Raw genomic sequence first — 14,580 nt, forward strand, 5'->3', positions numbered from 1 at the left:
GAGCCGGTGAACGATCGATCCAGGGTCGCAGATCCGGACGAACTGCCCGCGACCACATCGTCCGCGCGGTCCACCGGGGGGCTGACGACTCGGCAGCGACGGCTACTCCTGATCGCGATCGCCCTGTTCGTCGTCTCGGCGATCGTCTCCTGGGCCGCCCACATCTGGACCGGCTACATCGATCTCCAGGTCTACCGCAACGGCGCCCGCACGTGGCTCGACGGCGGCGACCTGTACGGGCCGATGCCCAAGGTCTACGGCATCGGGCTGCCGTTCACCTATCCGCCGCTGGCCGCACTGTTCTTCGCGCCGCTCGCGCTGATGCCGCTCGCCGTCGCCCAATGGTTGGTGCTGCTCACCTCGATGGCGAGTCTCGCGGTCACGTTGTGGCTGGTGCTGGTCCGGATCCGGCCGGAGATGGACCGGTCCACCCGGGTGATCCTGCTGATCGGGGCGCTGGCCGTGCTCGGCCTGTCCGAGCCGGTGCGCCAGACCTACAACTTCGGCCAGATCAATCTGATCCTGATGGCGGCCGTCGCGCTGGACGCACTGGTCCGCAAGCCGTTCTGGCCGCGCGGCATGCTGATCGGAATCACCGTGGCGGTGAAGCTGATTCCGGCCGGCTACCTGCTCTACTTCCTGCTGCGCCGGGACTGGCGCGCGTGCCTCACCCTCATCGGCTCGGCGATCGGCGCGATCGCGCTGGCATACCTGCTGTTCCCGCACGATTCCACCGAATACTGGTTCCACACGCTGATCGATACCGGTCGCATCGGGCCGCCGCAGTACGCGGGCAACCAGTCGCTCAAGGGGTTCGCGTTCCGCCTGGGCGTCTCCGACGGCGCCGCGACGGCTATCTGGATCGGGCTGTCGCTCATCGCGATCGGACTCGCCGCTCTGTGGATGAAACGGCTGCTCGACGCCGGTCACCAGGTGTCGGCGCTGCTGGTGAACTCGGCGGCGGTCCTGCTGGTCTCGCCGGTCTCGTGGTCGCACCACTGGGTGTGGGTCGCCCCCGCCCTGCTGGTCGCGGGCGACCTGATCGCCCGGATGCCGGCCGCGGACGCCCCGGATACGCCGGGACGCGCGGCTCGGCGGCGGCGGATGTGGATCGGGATCACCGCCGCGATCACCGTGCTGTTCATGGTCGGGCCGCAGTGGGTGCTGCCACACAACGCCGACCGCGAACTCCGCTGGGCGTGGTGGCAGCAGATCATCGGCAGCAGCTATGTGCTGGTGACCTTCGCCGCTCTGGTGATCGCGGCGATCGCCTACCGCCCGAGCGGTGTGAGGAACGCCGCGAGCGCCGCCGAATAGGAGGCCACGTCCGCGGCGCCCATCAGTTCGCGCGCCGAATGCATCGCCAGCTGTGGTGCGCCCACGTCGACGGTCGGCATGCCGGTGCGCGCCGCGGTCATCGGGCCGATGGTGGAACCGCACGGCAGATCCGCGCGATGCACGTACCGCTGCAGTGGCACCCCGGCCCGCGAACACGCCAAGGCGAAGGCTCCGGCACCGACCGCATCGGTGGCGTAGCGCAGATTCTGATTCACCTTCAGCACCGGGCCGCCGCCGACCTCGATGCGATGCGAGGGCTCGTGCCGCTCCGGATAGTTGGGGTGGGTGGCGTGGGCCATATCACCGGAGGCACAGATCGAACCGGCCAGTGCCGCAAGGTAATCCGCCCGGCCACCGCCGCGGGCGAGCACGATTCGCTCCAGGATCGCGGGCAGCAGATCCGATTGGGCGCCGCGGTCGGATTGGCTGCCGACCTCCTCGTGATCGAACATCGCCAGCACCGGGGTGATGCCGCCGTCCCGGTCCGCGGCGGTCAGGAACGCCTGCAATCCGGCATAGCAGGTGGCCTGGTTGTCCAGCCGCGGCGCACTCACCAGATCCTGGTCGCGACCGACCACCCGGCTCGGTTCCAGGTCGTGGGTCATCAGTTCCCACCCGAGCACGTCGTCGGCGCGGACGCCGGCCTGCTCGGCGACGTAGGCGATGAACGAGCGCGGCCGCTCCCCCAATCCCCAGATGCCGTTGACGTGGCGTTGCGGATCCAGCGTCACCCCGCGCCGATCCTCGGACAGGTGGATGGCCAGTTGCGGCACCCGGACCAGCGGATCGTCGATGCGGACCAGCCGCTGGCCCAGTGCGTCGCCCTCGCGCACGGTGAGCCGGCCGGAGATGCCGAGATCACGGTCCAGCCAGGAATTGAGCCAGGCGCCGCCGTAGGGTTCCAGGCCGATCAACTGCCAGCCCGCGACGGCCAGATCGGGATGCTGTTTGACACGCAGATTCGGGCTGTCGGTGTGCGCGCCGACCACCCGGAACGCACCCGCCGGATCGGTGGTCGTCGCGGCCCAGGCGACCAGCGATCCGCCGCGGATCACGAAGTAGCGGCCCACGCCCCCGTTCGTCTCCGCCGCCTCGGCCCACGGCCGGGCCTCGGGCAGTTCGGTGAATCCGTGGGCCGTCAATTCGGCTGCCACCGTGCGGCATACGTGAAACGGGGACGGCGAGGCATCGACGAAGGCGCACAGCCCGGAGGCCGTCGCGTGGGTGGAGACCGACATACCGGCGATCCTATCGGCTGCCGGAATTGCCGGATTATCGCCGAGTCGGCGGCCGCGTTCCGAACCGGATCAATCCGACTGAGTCTCGACCATCAACTCGAGCAGCCGCAGCAATTCCGCGTGATTTCGCGCGCCGATTCGTTTACGCAATTCCTCTTCGGCGAGCGACTCCTGCTCGCGCACCGAATCCACGAGATCCTTGCCGCGATGGGTCAAACCGATGAGAATGCGGCGGCGGTCGTCCTCGGCCGCAATTCGAAAGATCAGGCCGCGTTCGGCCAGGGCGTCGGCGTGGCGGGTGGCCGACGAGGGCGGTAGCTGGGCACGAACCGCCAGCTCGCTCATGGTGATGCCGGAGCGGTCGGACAGATTCGACAGCATGGCCCACTGGTCGGCGGTCAGCTGCCTGGCACACAGTGCCGCGTCGAGGTGGCGGAGCCAACCGCGTTCCGCAGCTCGCAGCGCCCCGTGCAGCGTGGCGACGCCACTTACAATGGTCGACATATTTTCCGCCCCATCATTTCGCTCGGATACGAAGAAGGGTACCGAATGTTCTCCTTCGGCGAGAGCCCGGACGAAGTGGTCGAGGTCCTGAATATCGTCCCCCTGCAGGGCCCCGTCGGAATTGTCGCGCCGTCCTGTGAAGCGGCGATTTCCTTGGCTGCGAAAGAAATCAACAGCGGCACAGGAATTCTGGGCCGGCAGGTACGGGTGACGACCATCGACGGCGGCCGCAGTCCGGCCGAGGTGGCCGACGAGGTCTCGGCGCTGCTGGCCACCGGAATGGTCGACGCCATCACCGGCTGGCACATCTCGGCGGTCCGCCAGGCCGTTGCCCGGGTCACGGGCGGGCGGGTTCCGTACCTGTTCGCCAACGTCTACGAGGAGCTGCCGAACGAACCGGCCGAGGTGGTGATGATCGGCGAGGCGCCCAGTGGCCACATCTTGCCGGCCATGCGGTGGTTGTCCCGGGAATTCGGCACCCGCCGCTGGGCGATCATCGGCAACGACTACATCTGGCCGGTGGCCACCGGCCGCGACGTCCGTGCCGCGTACCGCGACGCCGTCCACTACGAGCGCTATGTGCCGCTGGGGACCCGGGACTTCGGCTCGATCCTCACCGATCCGTGCCTGGACCGGGTCGACGGCATCGTGATGTTGCTGGTCGGGATGGACGCGGTCCGGTTCAACCAGCAGTTCACCGCGATGGGCCGGGCCGGGAGGCAACTGCGGGTCAGCCCGGTCGTCGACGAACAACTCCTGCTCGCCGCCGGCCCCGGCGCCAACACCGATCTCTATGTCGCGTCCAGTCTGTTCCCCGATGTGAACGCCGATCCCGACCGGCAGGCGCGGTATCACCGCATGCACGGCCGCTTCGCGCCGAAGCTCACCTATTTCGGCAACACCGCCTACGAGGCGCTGCATACGCTGCGGGCGATGGCCCATGCGGTCGGCTCCCTCGAGGTGCCGCGGATGCGGGCCGCGCTCGAGGACGGCGTGGTGCTGGAGACGCCGTCGGGAGGGCGGATGTACCGCGACAATCACGTGGTCCGCCCGCCCAGCCTGATCGCCCGGGCAGAGGGCGTGGACTTGCGGATACTGGACACCTTGTACTGACGCCGCGGTACCGGCACCTCGCGCGGCTCAGTCCAGCCCGAGCCCCTTGTGCGTGACTTCGGCCGAATCATTCGGTGGCGCAACGGTTTCCGGGCCCGGCGCGGCGAGCAACGGTCGCTCCGGACCGAGCCCCTTGTCGACGGCGGCGGCCCGGACCGCATTCACGACGAACAGCAGCGCCGCCCGGCGTGCCGTATTGGTGCGATAAGCCAGCGAGACGGTCCGGGTGAGCCCCTCGCCGAGCCCGACGATATCCACGCCCGGCGGCCGCAGCGCCAGCCCCAGATCCGAGACCAGCGTGACACCCAGTCCGGCCGCGACCAGCGCCATCGCGGTCGACTGCTCCTCCACTTCGTGGTCGATGCGTGGTTCGACCCCGCCGGACTGGAAGGCCAGCCGGACCGCGTGACCGAAATGGGAGCGAGCGGGCGCGAGGATCCACGGATGTTCCGTCAGATCGGCCAGCGTCACCGTCGGCGCCGGCACCGCTCCGGCCGGCACCGCCGCGTAGAGCCGCTCGACCGCGATCACGGCACGTTCCAGACCGCGGTCCCAGGTCATCGGGTAATTCGAGTAGTCGAGGACGAACGACAGGTCGAGGGTCCCGTCGCGAACCGCGGCAGCCGTCGCCTCCGGTGCGAGTTCCCTGGTCCGCACCAGAATGCCCGGATGGGCGCGGGCGAGCGCGGTGAGCGCGTCGGGCAGCAGCCCCGAGGCGACCGAGGCCCACACTCCGGCGGTGAGTGTCGCCGACACCGACTCACCGGACTCCTCGAGCGCCTGTGTGGCCCGCTCCACCGAGGCGAGGATCTCCTCGGCGTGCTCGGCGAGCAGAACTCCGCGATCGGTGAGTTGCAGCCGGCGCCCGCGCCGCTCGAACAGCCGCAGCCCCACGTCGCGCTCCAACTGAGCCAGCTGTTGCGACACCGCCGAGGCGGTGTAGTGCAGCGCACCCGCGGCCGCGGTGATCGTGCCGCGCCGATGCAGCTCGCGCAGCATGCGCAGGCGAGGCAGCGACAGGTCCATGGCATCGAGCGTAAGCGCTGCGCGGAAACCGTACGCGCGGCCGGCAACGCTGTGCGGACCGCTGTGCAGAAACACTGAACACGGCCGTGAACGAACCGTAAATAGACGTGTGACCGGGTAGGACGCAGGCTGGTGACAGCGAATCACCAGCCGGGACGACGAGGTCCGGACGCCGATCGTCGTGCGACTCGTCGTTCCCCCGCGGATGGTGGTCGGCCATCCGAACGCGAAGGAGAGTTCGCCGTGACGACGATCCACAACCCGGCCGAAGACACCGCACCGACCGTCCCGCCGGTGCCCGCGACCGTTCCGGTCACCCCCGCGATCCGCCGCCCCGAGCCGTATATGCGGCTGCAGTGGACCGATTCGGATACCGGCGCCGTCGGCTATCTCGTCGTCCACACGCTGCGCGGCGGCCTGGCCACCGGCGGCACCCGCATGCGGGCCGGCTGCACGCTGAGCGAGGTGGAGGATCTGGCGCGCGGAATGGCCGCCAAGACCGCGACCTTCGACCTGCCGATCGGCGGCGCGAAGGGCGGCATCGACTTCGATCCGAAGGATCCGCGTGCCATCGAGGTGCTGGAGCGATTCTGCGAGGCCATGCGCCCGTGGATCGACGCGCACTGGGTGACCGCGGAGGACCTGGGGGTCCCGCAGCATCTGATCGACGAGATCTTCGAGAAGCTGGGCCTGGGGCAGAGTTATCACGCCGCGATCCGCCGCGCCGCGGATCCGGCCGCCACCCTGGAACGGGTCCGCGACGGACTGAACGCGGCGGTCGAGGGCGGTTTCCTGCTGGGCGATGTGATCGGCGGTTACGGCGTCGCGCACGCGTGCCTCGCCACGGCCGTCTCGTGGGGCCGGATGCCGGCCGAGACCACGGTCGCGATTCAGGGAGTCGGCACCATGGGCGGCGCGGCGGCCTACTACCTGCACGAGGCGGGCATGCGCGTGACCATGGTGGCCGATGCCGCCGGCGCCCTGTACCGGGCGGGCGGACTCGATATCCCGGCTTTGCTGGAATTGCGCGACGACTACGGCGAGATCGACCGCTCCCGGTTGCCGGCGGATGTCGAGCAGCTGCCGCGCACCGCGGTGCTGTCCGCCGATGTCGACATCCTGGTACCGGCGGCCATTTCGTACGCGATCACGCCGGACAATTCCTTCGACGTGCGCGCCCGCGTCGTCGTCGAGGCGGCCAACGCCGCCACCACACCGGAGGCGGAGGCCATGCTCGCCGCCCGCGGTGTTCCGGTGCTGCCGGACTTCGTCGCCAATGCCGGTGCGGTCGCCTGGGCGTGGTGGCTGCTGCTCGGGGAGGTCGACGACGTGCCGGACAACTCCTTCGATCGCCTGCGTACCACCATGCACACCAAGGTCGCGCGGTTGCTGTCCGCCTGGACCGACCACGGCATCACACCGCGTGACACCGGCCGACGCTGGGCCGACGCCCCGGCGCCGATCATCGCCGCGGTCGTGATCCCCTGAGCGACAGGCCGATCAGGCCGTGATGACGGCCGATCAGGCGGTGGTGACGAGGCTGTCGAGTACCGACAGGAAGATCCCCAGCCCGTCGTCACTCGGCCCGGTCAGCGGTTCGGTGGCGTGTTCGGGGTGCGGCATGAGACCGACGACGCGGCCGTTCGGGGAGGCGATGCCGGCGATATCGCGCTGCGAACCGTTGGGATTGCCGCCCACGTAGCGGAAGACCACCCGGCCCTCACCCTCGAGTTCGTCGAGCACGGCCTGTGAGGCCTGGTAGCGGCCCTCGGCGTTCTTCACCGGGACCAGGATCTGCGCACCCGCTTCGTAGCGCGAGGACCACGCGGTCGCGGTGGACTCCACCCGCAGCCACTGATCGCGGCAGACGAAGTGCAGGCCCTCGTTGCGAGTCAGCGCACCCGGCAGCAGTCCGGCCTCGCACAGCACCTGGAAGCCGTTGCAGATGCCCAGCACCGGCATACCCTTACCGGCGGCCTCGACGACCTTGCCCATCACGGGCGCGAACCGGGCGATGGCACCGGCGCGCAGATAGTCGCCGTAGGAGAATCCACCCGGCACCACCACCGCGTCGACACCCTTGAGGTCCGCGTCGGCGTGCCACAGGCTCACCGCTTCGGCGCCGGCCAACCGGACCGCGCGCGCCGCGTCGACGTCGTCGAGCGTGCCGGGGAAGGTGATGACACCGATTCGCGCAGAGCTGGTCACGGCAGCCGCACCACTTTCCAGTCCTCGATCACCGTGTTGGCGAGCAGGGCCTCGGCGATCTTTTCGAGCTCCGCATCGCTGACGCTGTCGTCGATGTCGAGTTCGAACCGCTTGCCCTGCCGCACATCCGACACACCCGGGAAACCCAGGCGTCCGAGCGCGCCGGCGATGGCCTGACCCTGCGGATCCAGGATCTCGGCCTTCGGCATCACCTCGACCACAACTCGTGCCACGCGTTGCTCCTCAAGCTGGTGGGGGATTACCACAACAGCTTAATCGGGGCTGCTCGCGGGCGCCCCGCCGGGCCGCGGCACCTGCGAGAGACGTCACAGCGCCTGTCGGCCGGCCTCCGCGTGGCCCCTCCGTGGTTACGCAGGCTGCCGCGTCCGGGTCCCCGCTGCGGCCGGAGGCGATAGCGTGAACTCATGCGCATCGCCCACTTCGGTCATTCCTGCGTCCTCGTCGAATTGAACGGCGCGAAGATCCTGTTCGATCCGGGCACGTTCTCGCACGGATTCGAAGGCATCACGGGACTCGACGCGATCGCGATCACCCATCAGCACCCCGACCACATCGATCCGAACCGGATCGAGGCCCTGGTCGACGCGAATCCGAGCGCCCGCCTGCTCAGCGATCCGCAGACCGCACAGCAGCGCGGTGAACCGTGGCAGGCCGTGCACGCGGGCAATATCGTCACCATCGGCGATCTGCAGATCACCGGTGGCGGCGGCAAGCACGCGGTGATCCATCCGGAGCTGCCGGTCGTCGACAACACCGTCTTCCAGCTCGGCAGCGCCGACGATCCGGCGCAGTTCGTCCACCCGGGCGATTCGCTGTGGGTGCCGCCGGTATCGGTCGGGGTGCTGGCGGTGCCCGCGGTCGCGCCGTGGATGAAGATCAGCGAAGCGGTGGACTATCTGCGCGCCGTGGCGCCGCGCACCGCCGTCCCGATCCACTACGGCATCATCGCGCCGGAGGCGCAGGGCATCTACTTCGGCCGCCTGTCCGAAATGCGCCCGGCCGATACCGAATTCGCGCTCATCGAGCCGGAGGACAACAAGACCTTCTAGCGGGCGCGCACCGCGCAGCCACGCCCCCCACCGAGGAGCGCGCCCCTCACCGCGAATACGAGGACAGGAACAACGCCTCCGCCAGCGCCACGTGCTCGATCTCGCTGGGGTCGACACTTTCGTTCGGGGCGTGGATCAGGCATTTCGGCTCCTCGACGCCGAGCAGCATGATCTCGGCGTCGGGATAGGTCTCGGCGAAGACGTTGCACAGCGGAATCGAGCCGCCCTGTCCCTGCATGGTGGCGGTGCGTCCGTACGCGGCGGCGAAGGCGTCCTCCATCGCCAACCGCGCCGGGCCGCCGGTGCCGGATCGGAACGGCGCCCCGGTGCCCTCCGTCTCGACCCGGACGCGCGCACCCCACGGCGTATGCGATTCGATATGTGCGGTAAGGGCTTTCAGGGCCGGAGCCGGATCGACCCCGGGCGGGATCCGCAGATTCAACCGGGCCCGCGCGCTGGGCTGGACGGCCGCCGCCGACCCCACCACCGGCGGGACATCGATGCCCAGCACGGTCAACGCCGGCCGAGCCCAGAGCATGTCCGAGATGGTGCCGCTGCCCAGCACCTGCACGCCGTCGAGGATGCCGGCATCGACCCGGAACTGCTCGACCGGATATTGCGCGCCGTCCCAGACCTGATCGGCCGGCAACCCGGCGACCGTCGTGTTCCCGTGTTCGTCCCGCAGCGTCGCGAGCAGCCGGATCAGCGCGGCGACGGCATCCGGGGCCGCCCCGCCGAACATGCCGGAATGCAATGGGCCGGACAGGGTTTCGACCGTGACGAGCACATTCACGTTTCCGCGCAGGGTCTGGGTGAAGGTCGGCAGGCCCGCCGCGAAGTTGCCGCAGTCACCGATCAGCAGCGCGTCGGCGCGCAGCAGGTCCGCGTGCTGCGGAACGAACTCCTCCAGACCGCCGGTGCCCTGTTCCTCCGAGCCCTCGCAGACCAGCGTGATGCCGACCGGATAACCCTTGTCTCCCAGAGTCTTCCGCAGTGCCCGCAGAGCGGTCAGGTGGACGACGATATTGCCCTTGCAGTCGGCCGCGCCGCGCCCGTACCACCGGCCGTCGCGTTCGGTGAGCTCCCACACCGGAGTCTCCCAGGCCGCCTCGTCCACCGGCGGCTGCACGTCGTAATGGCTGTACAGCAGCACCGTGGGGGCTCCGGCCGGAGCCGGGTACCGGGCCACGACCGCCTCGCTGCCGTCGGGCGTCTCGTACAGGCCGACGTCGGTGAGACCGAGGTCGGCGAAGGCGTCGGCGACCCATCGCGCCGCCCGATGACATTCTTCCGGCGGAAACTGCCGCGCATCGGCCACGGACCGATACGAAACCAACTGGGCCAGATCGGCTTTCGCCTGCGGCATCAGCGCCCGCACCTGTTCGCGCAGGGCCGCCGTCCGAGAATCGTCGGTCATTCACCCAACCTAACCCTCTTTCCGGGACCGGCCGCATCGGCGTCGGGCGCGGCGCGGGACGGAATTCGCCCGATTTCTCCCTGCGGTTCATGGCCGACCCGCCACCGCAGCGGGCATGATGAAGGAGAGCTCGACCGCGATCCGACCACCGGAGAGGACGAGATGTCTGCATCATCGGAATCCGACGACCTGTTCGCGATGCCCGATCTGGATCGCGGCGCACCCAAGACCCACTTTCCACATCGCGAGATGCCGGCCCCGGAGGCCTATCAGATCGTGCACGACGAGCTGATGCTCGACGGTGTGTCGCGGATGAATCTGGCCACCTTCTGCACCACCTGGATCGACGATCACGCTCGCCGGCTGATGGCGCAGAGCCTGGCGAAGAACATCGTCGACAAGGACGAGTATCCGCAGACCGCCGAGCTCGAGCGCCGGTGCGTGCGCATGGTCGCGGACCTGTGGCACTGTCCCGATCCCGGCTCGACGCGCGGCACCTCCACCATCGGGTCCAGTGAGGCGGCGATGCTCGGCGGGCTGGCCGCGAAGACGCGCTGGCGCAAGAACGGCGGGCAGGGCGTCCCCAATTTCGTCTGCGGTCCGGTGCAGGTGTGCTGGGAGAAGTTCGCGCGCTATTTCGACGTCGAGATCCGGCAGGTGCCGCTGCGGGGGGACCGCTATACGCTCGAGCCGGACGACATTGCCGCACACTGCGATTCGAATACGATCATGGTCGTCGCGACGATGGGTCAGACCTTCACCGGACTGTTCGAGGACGTCGCCGCGATGAGCGCGGCCCTCGACGACCTGCAGGCCGGCACCGGCCTGGACATCCCCCTGCACGTCGACGCCGCCAGCGGCGGATTCCTCGCCCCGTTCACGGCGCCGGACCTGGTCTGGGACTTCCGGCTCGAGCGGGTGAAGTCGATCAACGCCTCCGGGCACAAAACCGGCCTGGCTCCGCTGGGCGCCGGCTGGGCGCTCTGGCGCACGGCCGCCGACCTCCCGGACGAGCTGGTGTTCAACGTCGACTACCTCGGCGGCAGTATGGCCACCTTCAACCTGAATTTCTCCCGCCCCGGCGGCCAGGCCATCACCCAGTACTACGACTTCATCCGGCTCGGCCGCACCGGCTATACCCGGCTGCAATCGGCCATCTACCGGGTCGCCGAACATCTGGCCCACGGCCTCACCGAGACCGGATTGTTCGAGATGATCCACGACGGCACGCCCACGCGGGGAATCAGTGCGGTGTCGTGGCGGCTGCGCGAAGATCCCGGCTTCAATCTGTACGACCTGTCCGAACGCCTGCGCTCGCGCGGCTGGCTGATAGCCGCCTATCCGCTACCGGCCGACCGGCAGGACGAGACGATCATGCGGGCGGTCGTCCGGCACGGCTTCACCCACGATATGGCCGATCTGCTGCTGGCCGATATCGACCGCTGCGTCGATCAGCTGAAGAAGCATCCGCTGTCCACCTCGCTGACTCGCAAGGAGGCGGGCGGCTTCACCCACGACGCCACGGCCGCGGTATCGGACCGGACGATCGTCACCGAGGTGCGGGACATGCTGCGCGCGGCCGGAGAGGACCCGGCGCAGATTCGCTGATGTCGAGCGCGCTCATGCCGCGTGCGGCATGGCGTACGGTTCCCACCGGTAGACGTCCGGAACCGCCTCGTGGAACAGCGCCAGATCGACCGCGTCGAGCATGGCCTGATGGGGACCGGGCCGGGACAGTTGCGCCGCCGAGACGGCCAGTCGCAGCGTTCCCCCGCGTCGCGCGATGCGGGCCGCGCTCATGATCAGTGCGTGGCACCACCACGGTTCGGCCCGGAAACCCTCACCGACGCCGTGCACCCAGCAGCGCTGTGCCGTGTCCCGTTCCAGGTCGTGGATGGCGGTCAATCCCAGCGCCAGGCGGAAGCCGACCTCGGGCAGGGCGGCGACGGCGCCCTCGGAGGCCGTCCAGCGCGGGGCGGCGAACAGCCGGGTGCGCAGGCCGATCTGCTCCATCACCCGGTCGGCGGCGGTGAGGCGCAGGCGCGCCTCGTGCTTGGGCAGCGCGGCGAATTCTGCGCGGCGGCGTTTGGTCGCGGCCTGGTCGTAGCCGTGCAGCACGATCGCGTCACCCGCGCCGCGCCGGTCCCGCAGCCACTGCTGGGTGCGCGGATCCTCGGTGAGCCGGTATTTCCCCTTCAACCGCGGCGCCACCAGCAGCGACAGCCGTACCCCGCGGCCGTCCATCTCCGCGGCGAAGGCGCGCGCCTGTTCCAGTGTGGTGTCGCGAATACCCGACACCGAGACGATCAGCTGCCCGAACCCCCGGTCGTTGCCGCTCATGCCTCCACTGTGCGCGCGGCAGGTGTCGGCCCCGTGCAGCCGAAGTGACGCCCCGACGAATTCCCGGAGTGACACCCGGCCGCACGATCCGGCAACCGGCAACCGTCAGCCGACCTCGCCGAGCCCGACCCGATCGAGCACCCAGGCGTATTCGAAGGCGACTTCCTTCCACTTCTCGTAGCGGCCGCTGACGCCACCGTGCCCGGCGCTCATCTCGGTCTTCAGCAGGAGCTGGGAATCACCGGTCTTCGTGGCCCGCAGCGCGGCGACCCACTTCGCGGGCTCGACGTAGAGCACGCGGGTGTCGTTGAGGCTGGTGATCGCCAGGATCGCCGGATAGTCCACGGCCGCCACGTTCTCGTACGGCGAATAGGACTTCATATAGGCGTAGACCTCCGGATCCTCCAGCGGATTACCCCACTCGTCCCATTCGATGACCGTCAGCGGCAGCGACGGGTCCAGAATCGAGGTGAGCGGATCCACGAACGGCACATTGGCGAGGATGCCCGCGAACAGGTCGGGCGCCAGATTGGCCACCGCACCCATGAGCAGCCCGCCCGCACTGCCACCGTCGGCCACCAACACCTGCGGCGTGGTGACGCCGGTATCGACGAGATGCCGTGCGCAGGAGACGAAGTCGGTGAAGGTGTTCTTCTTGGTGAGCGTCTTGCCGTTCTCGTACCACAGCCGCCCCATCTCGCCACCGCCGCGCACATGGGCGACCGCGAACACCATGCCGCGGTCGAGCAGCGACAGCCGCGACACCGAGAAACCCGGATCGATACTGGCCTCGTAGGAGCCGTACCCGTAGAGCAGCAACGGCTTCGGGTCCGCACCCTCGCTGTCGCGGCGGCGCACCACCGAGATCGGAATCCGGGTGCCGTCGGCCGCGGTCGCCCAATCCCGGTGCTGCACATAGTCGTCCGGGTCATAGCCGCCGAGCACCTGCTGCTGTTTGCGCAGCATCAGTTCCCCGGTGGCGGGCACGTAGTCGAAGACCTGCATCGGGGTGATGAACGAGGTCACGCCCAGCCGCAGCGTCGGCTGCGCCCACTCCGGATTGGAGCCCACGCCGGCGGAGAACAGTTCCAGGCCGAATTCCAATTCGCGCAGCTCGCCGTAGCCGTCGGAAGTCAACGGCCACACCGCGACTCGCGGCAGGGCCTCGCGCCGATACGAGAGGACGAGATGGTCGCGGAAGCAGTCGACGTCCTCGAGCCGCACATCGTCGCGATGACCGATCAGCATGGTCATCGCGGCCGGATCGTCCACCGGCGCCTCGGTGAGCACGAAATTCTCGGCCTTCACACCGTCGACCACGTCGTTGTGCAGGATCAGCAGCCGGTCCTGCCCGCCGATCACCGCGTGTTCGGCCGAATACTCCACACCCTCGCGGCGCGGCAGCAGCACCCGGAATTCGCCCTCGGGATCGTCGGATTCGAGGATCCAGCCCTCGGTGGTGATCTTCGACCCGACCCAGATCATCAGGTACTTCTCGGAGCGGGTGGCGCCGATGCTGACCCAGTAGCGCTCGTCGGGCTCGTGGAACACCTTGACGTCGTCGGACTGCGCGGTGCCGAGGCGGTGGCGCCATACGGTGTCGGGCCGCCACGATTCGTCGACGGTCTGATAGAACACGTGGGTTCCGTCCAGTGACCAGGTCGCCCCCGGCGCGGTGCCCGGAATTTCGTCGCCGAGCAGCTCGCCGCTGCGTAAATCCTTGAACCGCAGCACATATCGCTCGTCACCGACGGTATCGGTGGAGTACGCCAGCAGCGTGCCGTCGTGACTGATCGAATAGGCGCCGAGGGCGAAGAAATCGTGCCCCTCGGCCAGCACGTTGCTGTCGAGCAGAATCTCCTCACCGGGAATCTCGATATCGACGTCGAGTTGCGGCGGGGTCCAGTCGTCGACGTCGGTGATCGGGCAGCGGCAGTGCACGCCGTACTGCTTGCCTTCGAAACTGCGCGAGTAGTACCAGTACTCGCCCAGCCGCGCCGGGACCGACATATCGGTCTCCTGGGTGCGCGATTTGATCTCGTCGAAGATGCGCGCGCGCAGCGGGGCCAAGTGCGCGGTCTGGGCGTCGGTATAGGCGTTCTCGGCCTCGAGATGGGCGATGACCTCGGGATCGTCCTTGTCCCGCAGCCATTCGTAGGGATCGACGAAGGTGTCACCGTGATGGACGCGTTCGGCCGGGACCTGTTTGGCCACCGGCGGGGTCACCGCCACCGCGGCGTCGCCGGCGTTCTGGATGGTTCCGGTACCACTGTCGAGAGCCATGGTGACCACCGTAATCGCGGCAGGCCGTTCCGGGCGCGCACCC

The 14,580-nt window shown here is 68.9% G+C and carries 13 protein-coding genes; 5 read left to right on the plus strand and 8 right to left on the minus strand.

The window, feature by feature from the left end:
* Positions 1-6: 6 nt before the first annotated feature.
* Complete coding sequence (locus ACPCUW_RS30495; protein ID WP_305779458.1) at positions 7-1,317, plus strand: glycosyltransferase 87 family protein; 1,311 nt, start codon at positions 7-9, stop codon at positions 1,315-1,317.
* On the opposite strand, the gene ACPCUW_RS30500 is transcribed toward ACPCUW_RS30495, so the two are convergent.
* Together ACPCUW_RS30500 and ACPCUW_RS30505 are read right to left on the minus strand one after the other, a co-directional pair.
* Positions 1,272-2,576, minus strand: coding sequence for a M18 family aminopeptidase (locus ACPCUW_RS30500; protein WP_423428659.1), 1,305 nt, complete (start codon positions 2,574-2,576; stop codon positions 1,272-1,274). The two genes, ACPCUW_RS30495 and ACPCUW_RS30500, sit on opposite strands and share 46 nt — an antisense overlap.
* Before the next feature lie 69 nt (positions 2,577-2,645).
* Positions 2,646-3,080 (minus strand): MarR family winged helix-turn-helix transcriptional regulator, encoded by a 435-nt coding sequence (locus ACPCUW_RS30505; protein WP_030517419.1) that lies wholly within the window; start codon positions 3,078-3,080, stop codon positions 2,646-2,648.
* A 45-nt stretch (positions 3,081-3,125) separates the two neighbouring features.
* Here ACPCUW_RS30505 and ACPCUW_RS30510 point away from each other — a divergent pair, with 45 nt between their 5' ends.
* The gene (locus ACPCUW_RS30510; RefSeq protein WP_423428662.1) at positions 3,126-4,193 is read left to right on the plus strand and encodes a substrate-binding domain-containing protein; all 1,068 of its coding nucleotides are present in this window, start codon (positions 3,126-3,128) and stop codon (positions 4,191-4,193) included.
* A 27-nt stretch (positions 4,194-4,220) separates the two neighbouring features.
* On the opposite strand, the gene ACPCUW_RS30515 is transcribed toward ACPCUW_RS30510, so the two are convergent.
* On the minus strand, positions 4,221-5,219 hold the full coding sequence (locus tag ACPCUW_RS30515) for a LysR family transcriptional regulator (RefSeq protein ID WP_063009929.1): 999 nt from the start codon (positions 5,217-5,219) through the stop codon (positions 4,221-4,223).
* Between the two features lie 243 nt (positions 5,220-5,462).
* On the opposite strand from ACPCUW_RS30515, the gene ACPCUW_RS30520 reads away from it, so the two are divergent.
* Positions 5,463-6,707, plus strand: a complete 1,245-nt coding sequence (locus ACPCUW_RS30520) for a Glu/Leu/Phe/Val dehydrogenase dimerization domain-containing protein (protein WP_423428663.1) — start codon at positions 5,463-5,465, stop codon at positions 6,705-6,707.
* Between the two features lie 33 nt (positions 6,708-6,740).
* On the opposite strand, the gene purQ is transcribed toward ACPCUW_RS30520, so the two are convergent.
* Together purQ and purS are read right to left on the minus strand one after the other, a co-directional pair.
* Positions 6,741-7,427, minus strand: coding sequence for a phosphoribosylformylglycinamidine synthase subunit PurQ (gene purQ / locus ACPCUW_RS30525; RefSeq protein WP_062961978.1), 687 nt, complete (start codon positions 7,425-7,427; stop codon positions 6,741-6,743).
* Entirely contained in the window at positions 7,424-7,660 is a 237-nt protein-coding gene (gene purS / locus ACPCUW_RS30530) for a phosphoribosylformylglycinamidine synthase subunit PurS (protein ID WP_030517414.1), read from the minus strand. The genes purQ and purS overlap by 4 nt, the downstream gene beginning before the upstream one ends.
* A 192-nt stretch (positions 7,661-7,852) precedes the next feature.
* Here purS and ACPCUW_RS30535 point away from each other — a divergent pair, with 192 nt between their 5' ends.
* Positions 7,853-8,497, plus strand: a complete 645-nt coding sequence (locus ACPCUW_RS30535) for an MBL fold metallo-hydrolase (protein ID WP_063009931.1) — start codon at positions 7,853-7,855, stop codon at positions 8,495-8,497.
* 46 nt (positions 8,498-8,543) lie between these two features.
* On the opposite strand, the gene ACPCUW_RS30540 is transcribed toward ACPCUW_RS30535, so the two are convergent.
* Positions 8,544-9,914 (minus strand): dipeptidase, encoded by a 1,371-nt coding sequence (locus ACPCUW_RS30540; protein ID WP_423428665.1) that lies wholly within the window; start codon positions 9,912-9,914, stop codon positions 8,544-8,546.
* Positions 9,915-10,076: 162 nt separating this feature from the next.
* On the opposite strand from ACPCUW_RS30540, the gene ACPCUW_RS30545 reads away from it, so the two are divergent.
* Positions 10,077-11,522 (plus strand): glutamate decarboxylase, encoded by a 1,446-nt coding sequence (locus ACPCUW_RS30545; RefSeq protein ID WP_082856651.1) that lies wholly within the window; start codon positions 10,077-10,079, stop codon positions 11,520-11,522.
* Positions 11,523-11,534: 12 nt separating this feature from the next.
* Here the strand turns inward: ACPCUW_RS30545 and ACPCUW_RS30550 are convergent, their stop codons facing one another.
* Positions 11,535-12,254 (minus strand): DUF2334 domain-containing protein, encoded by a 720-nt coding sequence (locus tag ACPCUW_RS30550; RefSeq protein ID WP_030517410.1) that lies wholly within the window; start codon positions 12,252-12,254, stop codon positions 11,535-11,537.
* A 105-nt stretch (positions 12,255-12,359) separates the two neighbouring features.
* On the minus strand, positions 12,360-14,537 hold the full coding sequence (locus ACPCUW_RS30555) for a S9 family peptidase (protein ID WP_423428666.1): 2,178 nt from the start codon (positions 14,535-14,537) through the stop codon (positions 12,360-12,362).
* Positions 14,538-14,580 lie beyond the last annotated feature (43 nt).

Origin of the sequence: Nocardia sp. AB354 (assembly GCF_049538315.1) — a bacterium.
In the GTDB taxonomy this organism is placed as follows: Bacteria; Actinomycetota; Actinomycetes; order Mycobacteriales; family Mycobacteriaceae; genus Nocardia; species Nocardia nova.

Excerpts from the sequence above, each read along its gene's own strand:
- ACPCUW_RS30500 (WP_423428659.1), bottom strand. The coding sequence starts at position 2,576 with ATGTCGGTCTCCACCCACGCGACGGCCTCCGGGCTGTGCGCCTTCGTC.
- ACPCUW_RS30505 (WP_030517419.1), bottom strand. The coding sequence starts at position 3,080 with ATGTCGACCATTGTAAGTGGCGTCGCCACGCTGCACGGGGCGCTGCGA.
- ACPCUW_RS30510 (WP_423428662.1), top strand. The coding sequence starts at position 3,126 with ATGTTCTCCTTCGGCGAGAGCCCGGACGAAGTGGTCGAGGTCCTGAAT.
- ACPCUW_RS30515 (WP_063009929.1), bottom strand. The coding sequence starts at position 5,219 with ATGGACCTGTCGCTGCCTCGCCTGCGCATGCTGCGCGAGCTGCATCGG.
- ACPCUW_RS30535 (WP_063009931.1), top strand. The coding sequence starts at position 7,853 with ATGCGCATCGCCCACTTCGGTCATTCCTGCGTCCTCGTCGAATTGAAC.
- ACPCUW_RS30540 (WP_423428665.1), bottom strand. The coding sequence starts at position 9,914 with ATGACCGACGATTCTCGGACGGCGGCCCTGCGCGAACAGGTGCGGGCG.
- ACPCUW_RS30545 (WP_082856651.1), top strand. The coding sequence starts at position 10,077 with ATGTCTGCATCATCGGAATCCGACGACCTGTTCGCGATGCCCGATCTG.
- ACPCUW_RS30550 (WP_030517410.1), bottom strand. The coding sequence starts at position 12,254 with ATGAGCGGCAACGACCGGGGGTTCGGGCAGCTGATCGTCTCGGTGTCG.
- ACPCUW_RS30555 (WP_423428666.1), bottom strand. The coding sequence starts at position 14,537 with ATGGCTCTCGACAGTGGTACCGGAACCATCCAGAACGCCGGCGACGCC.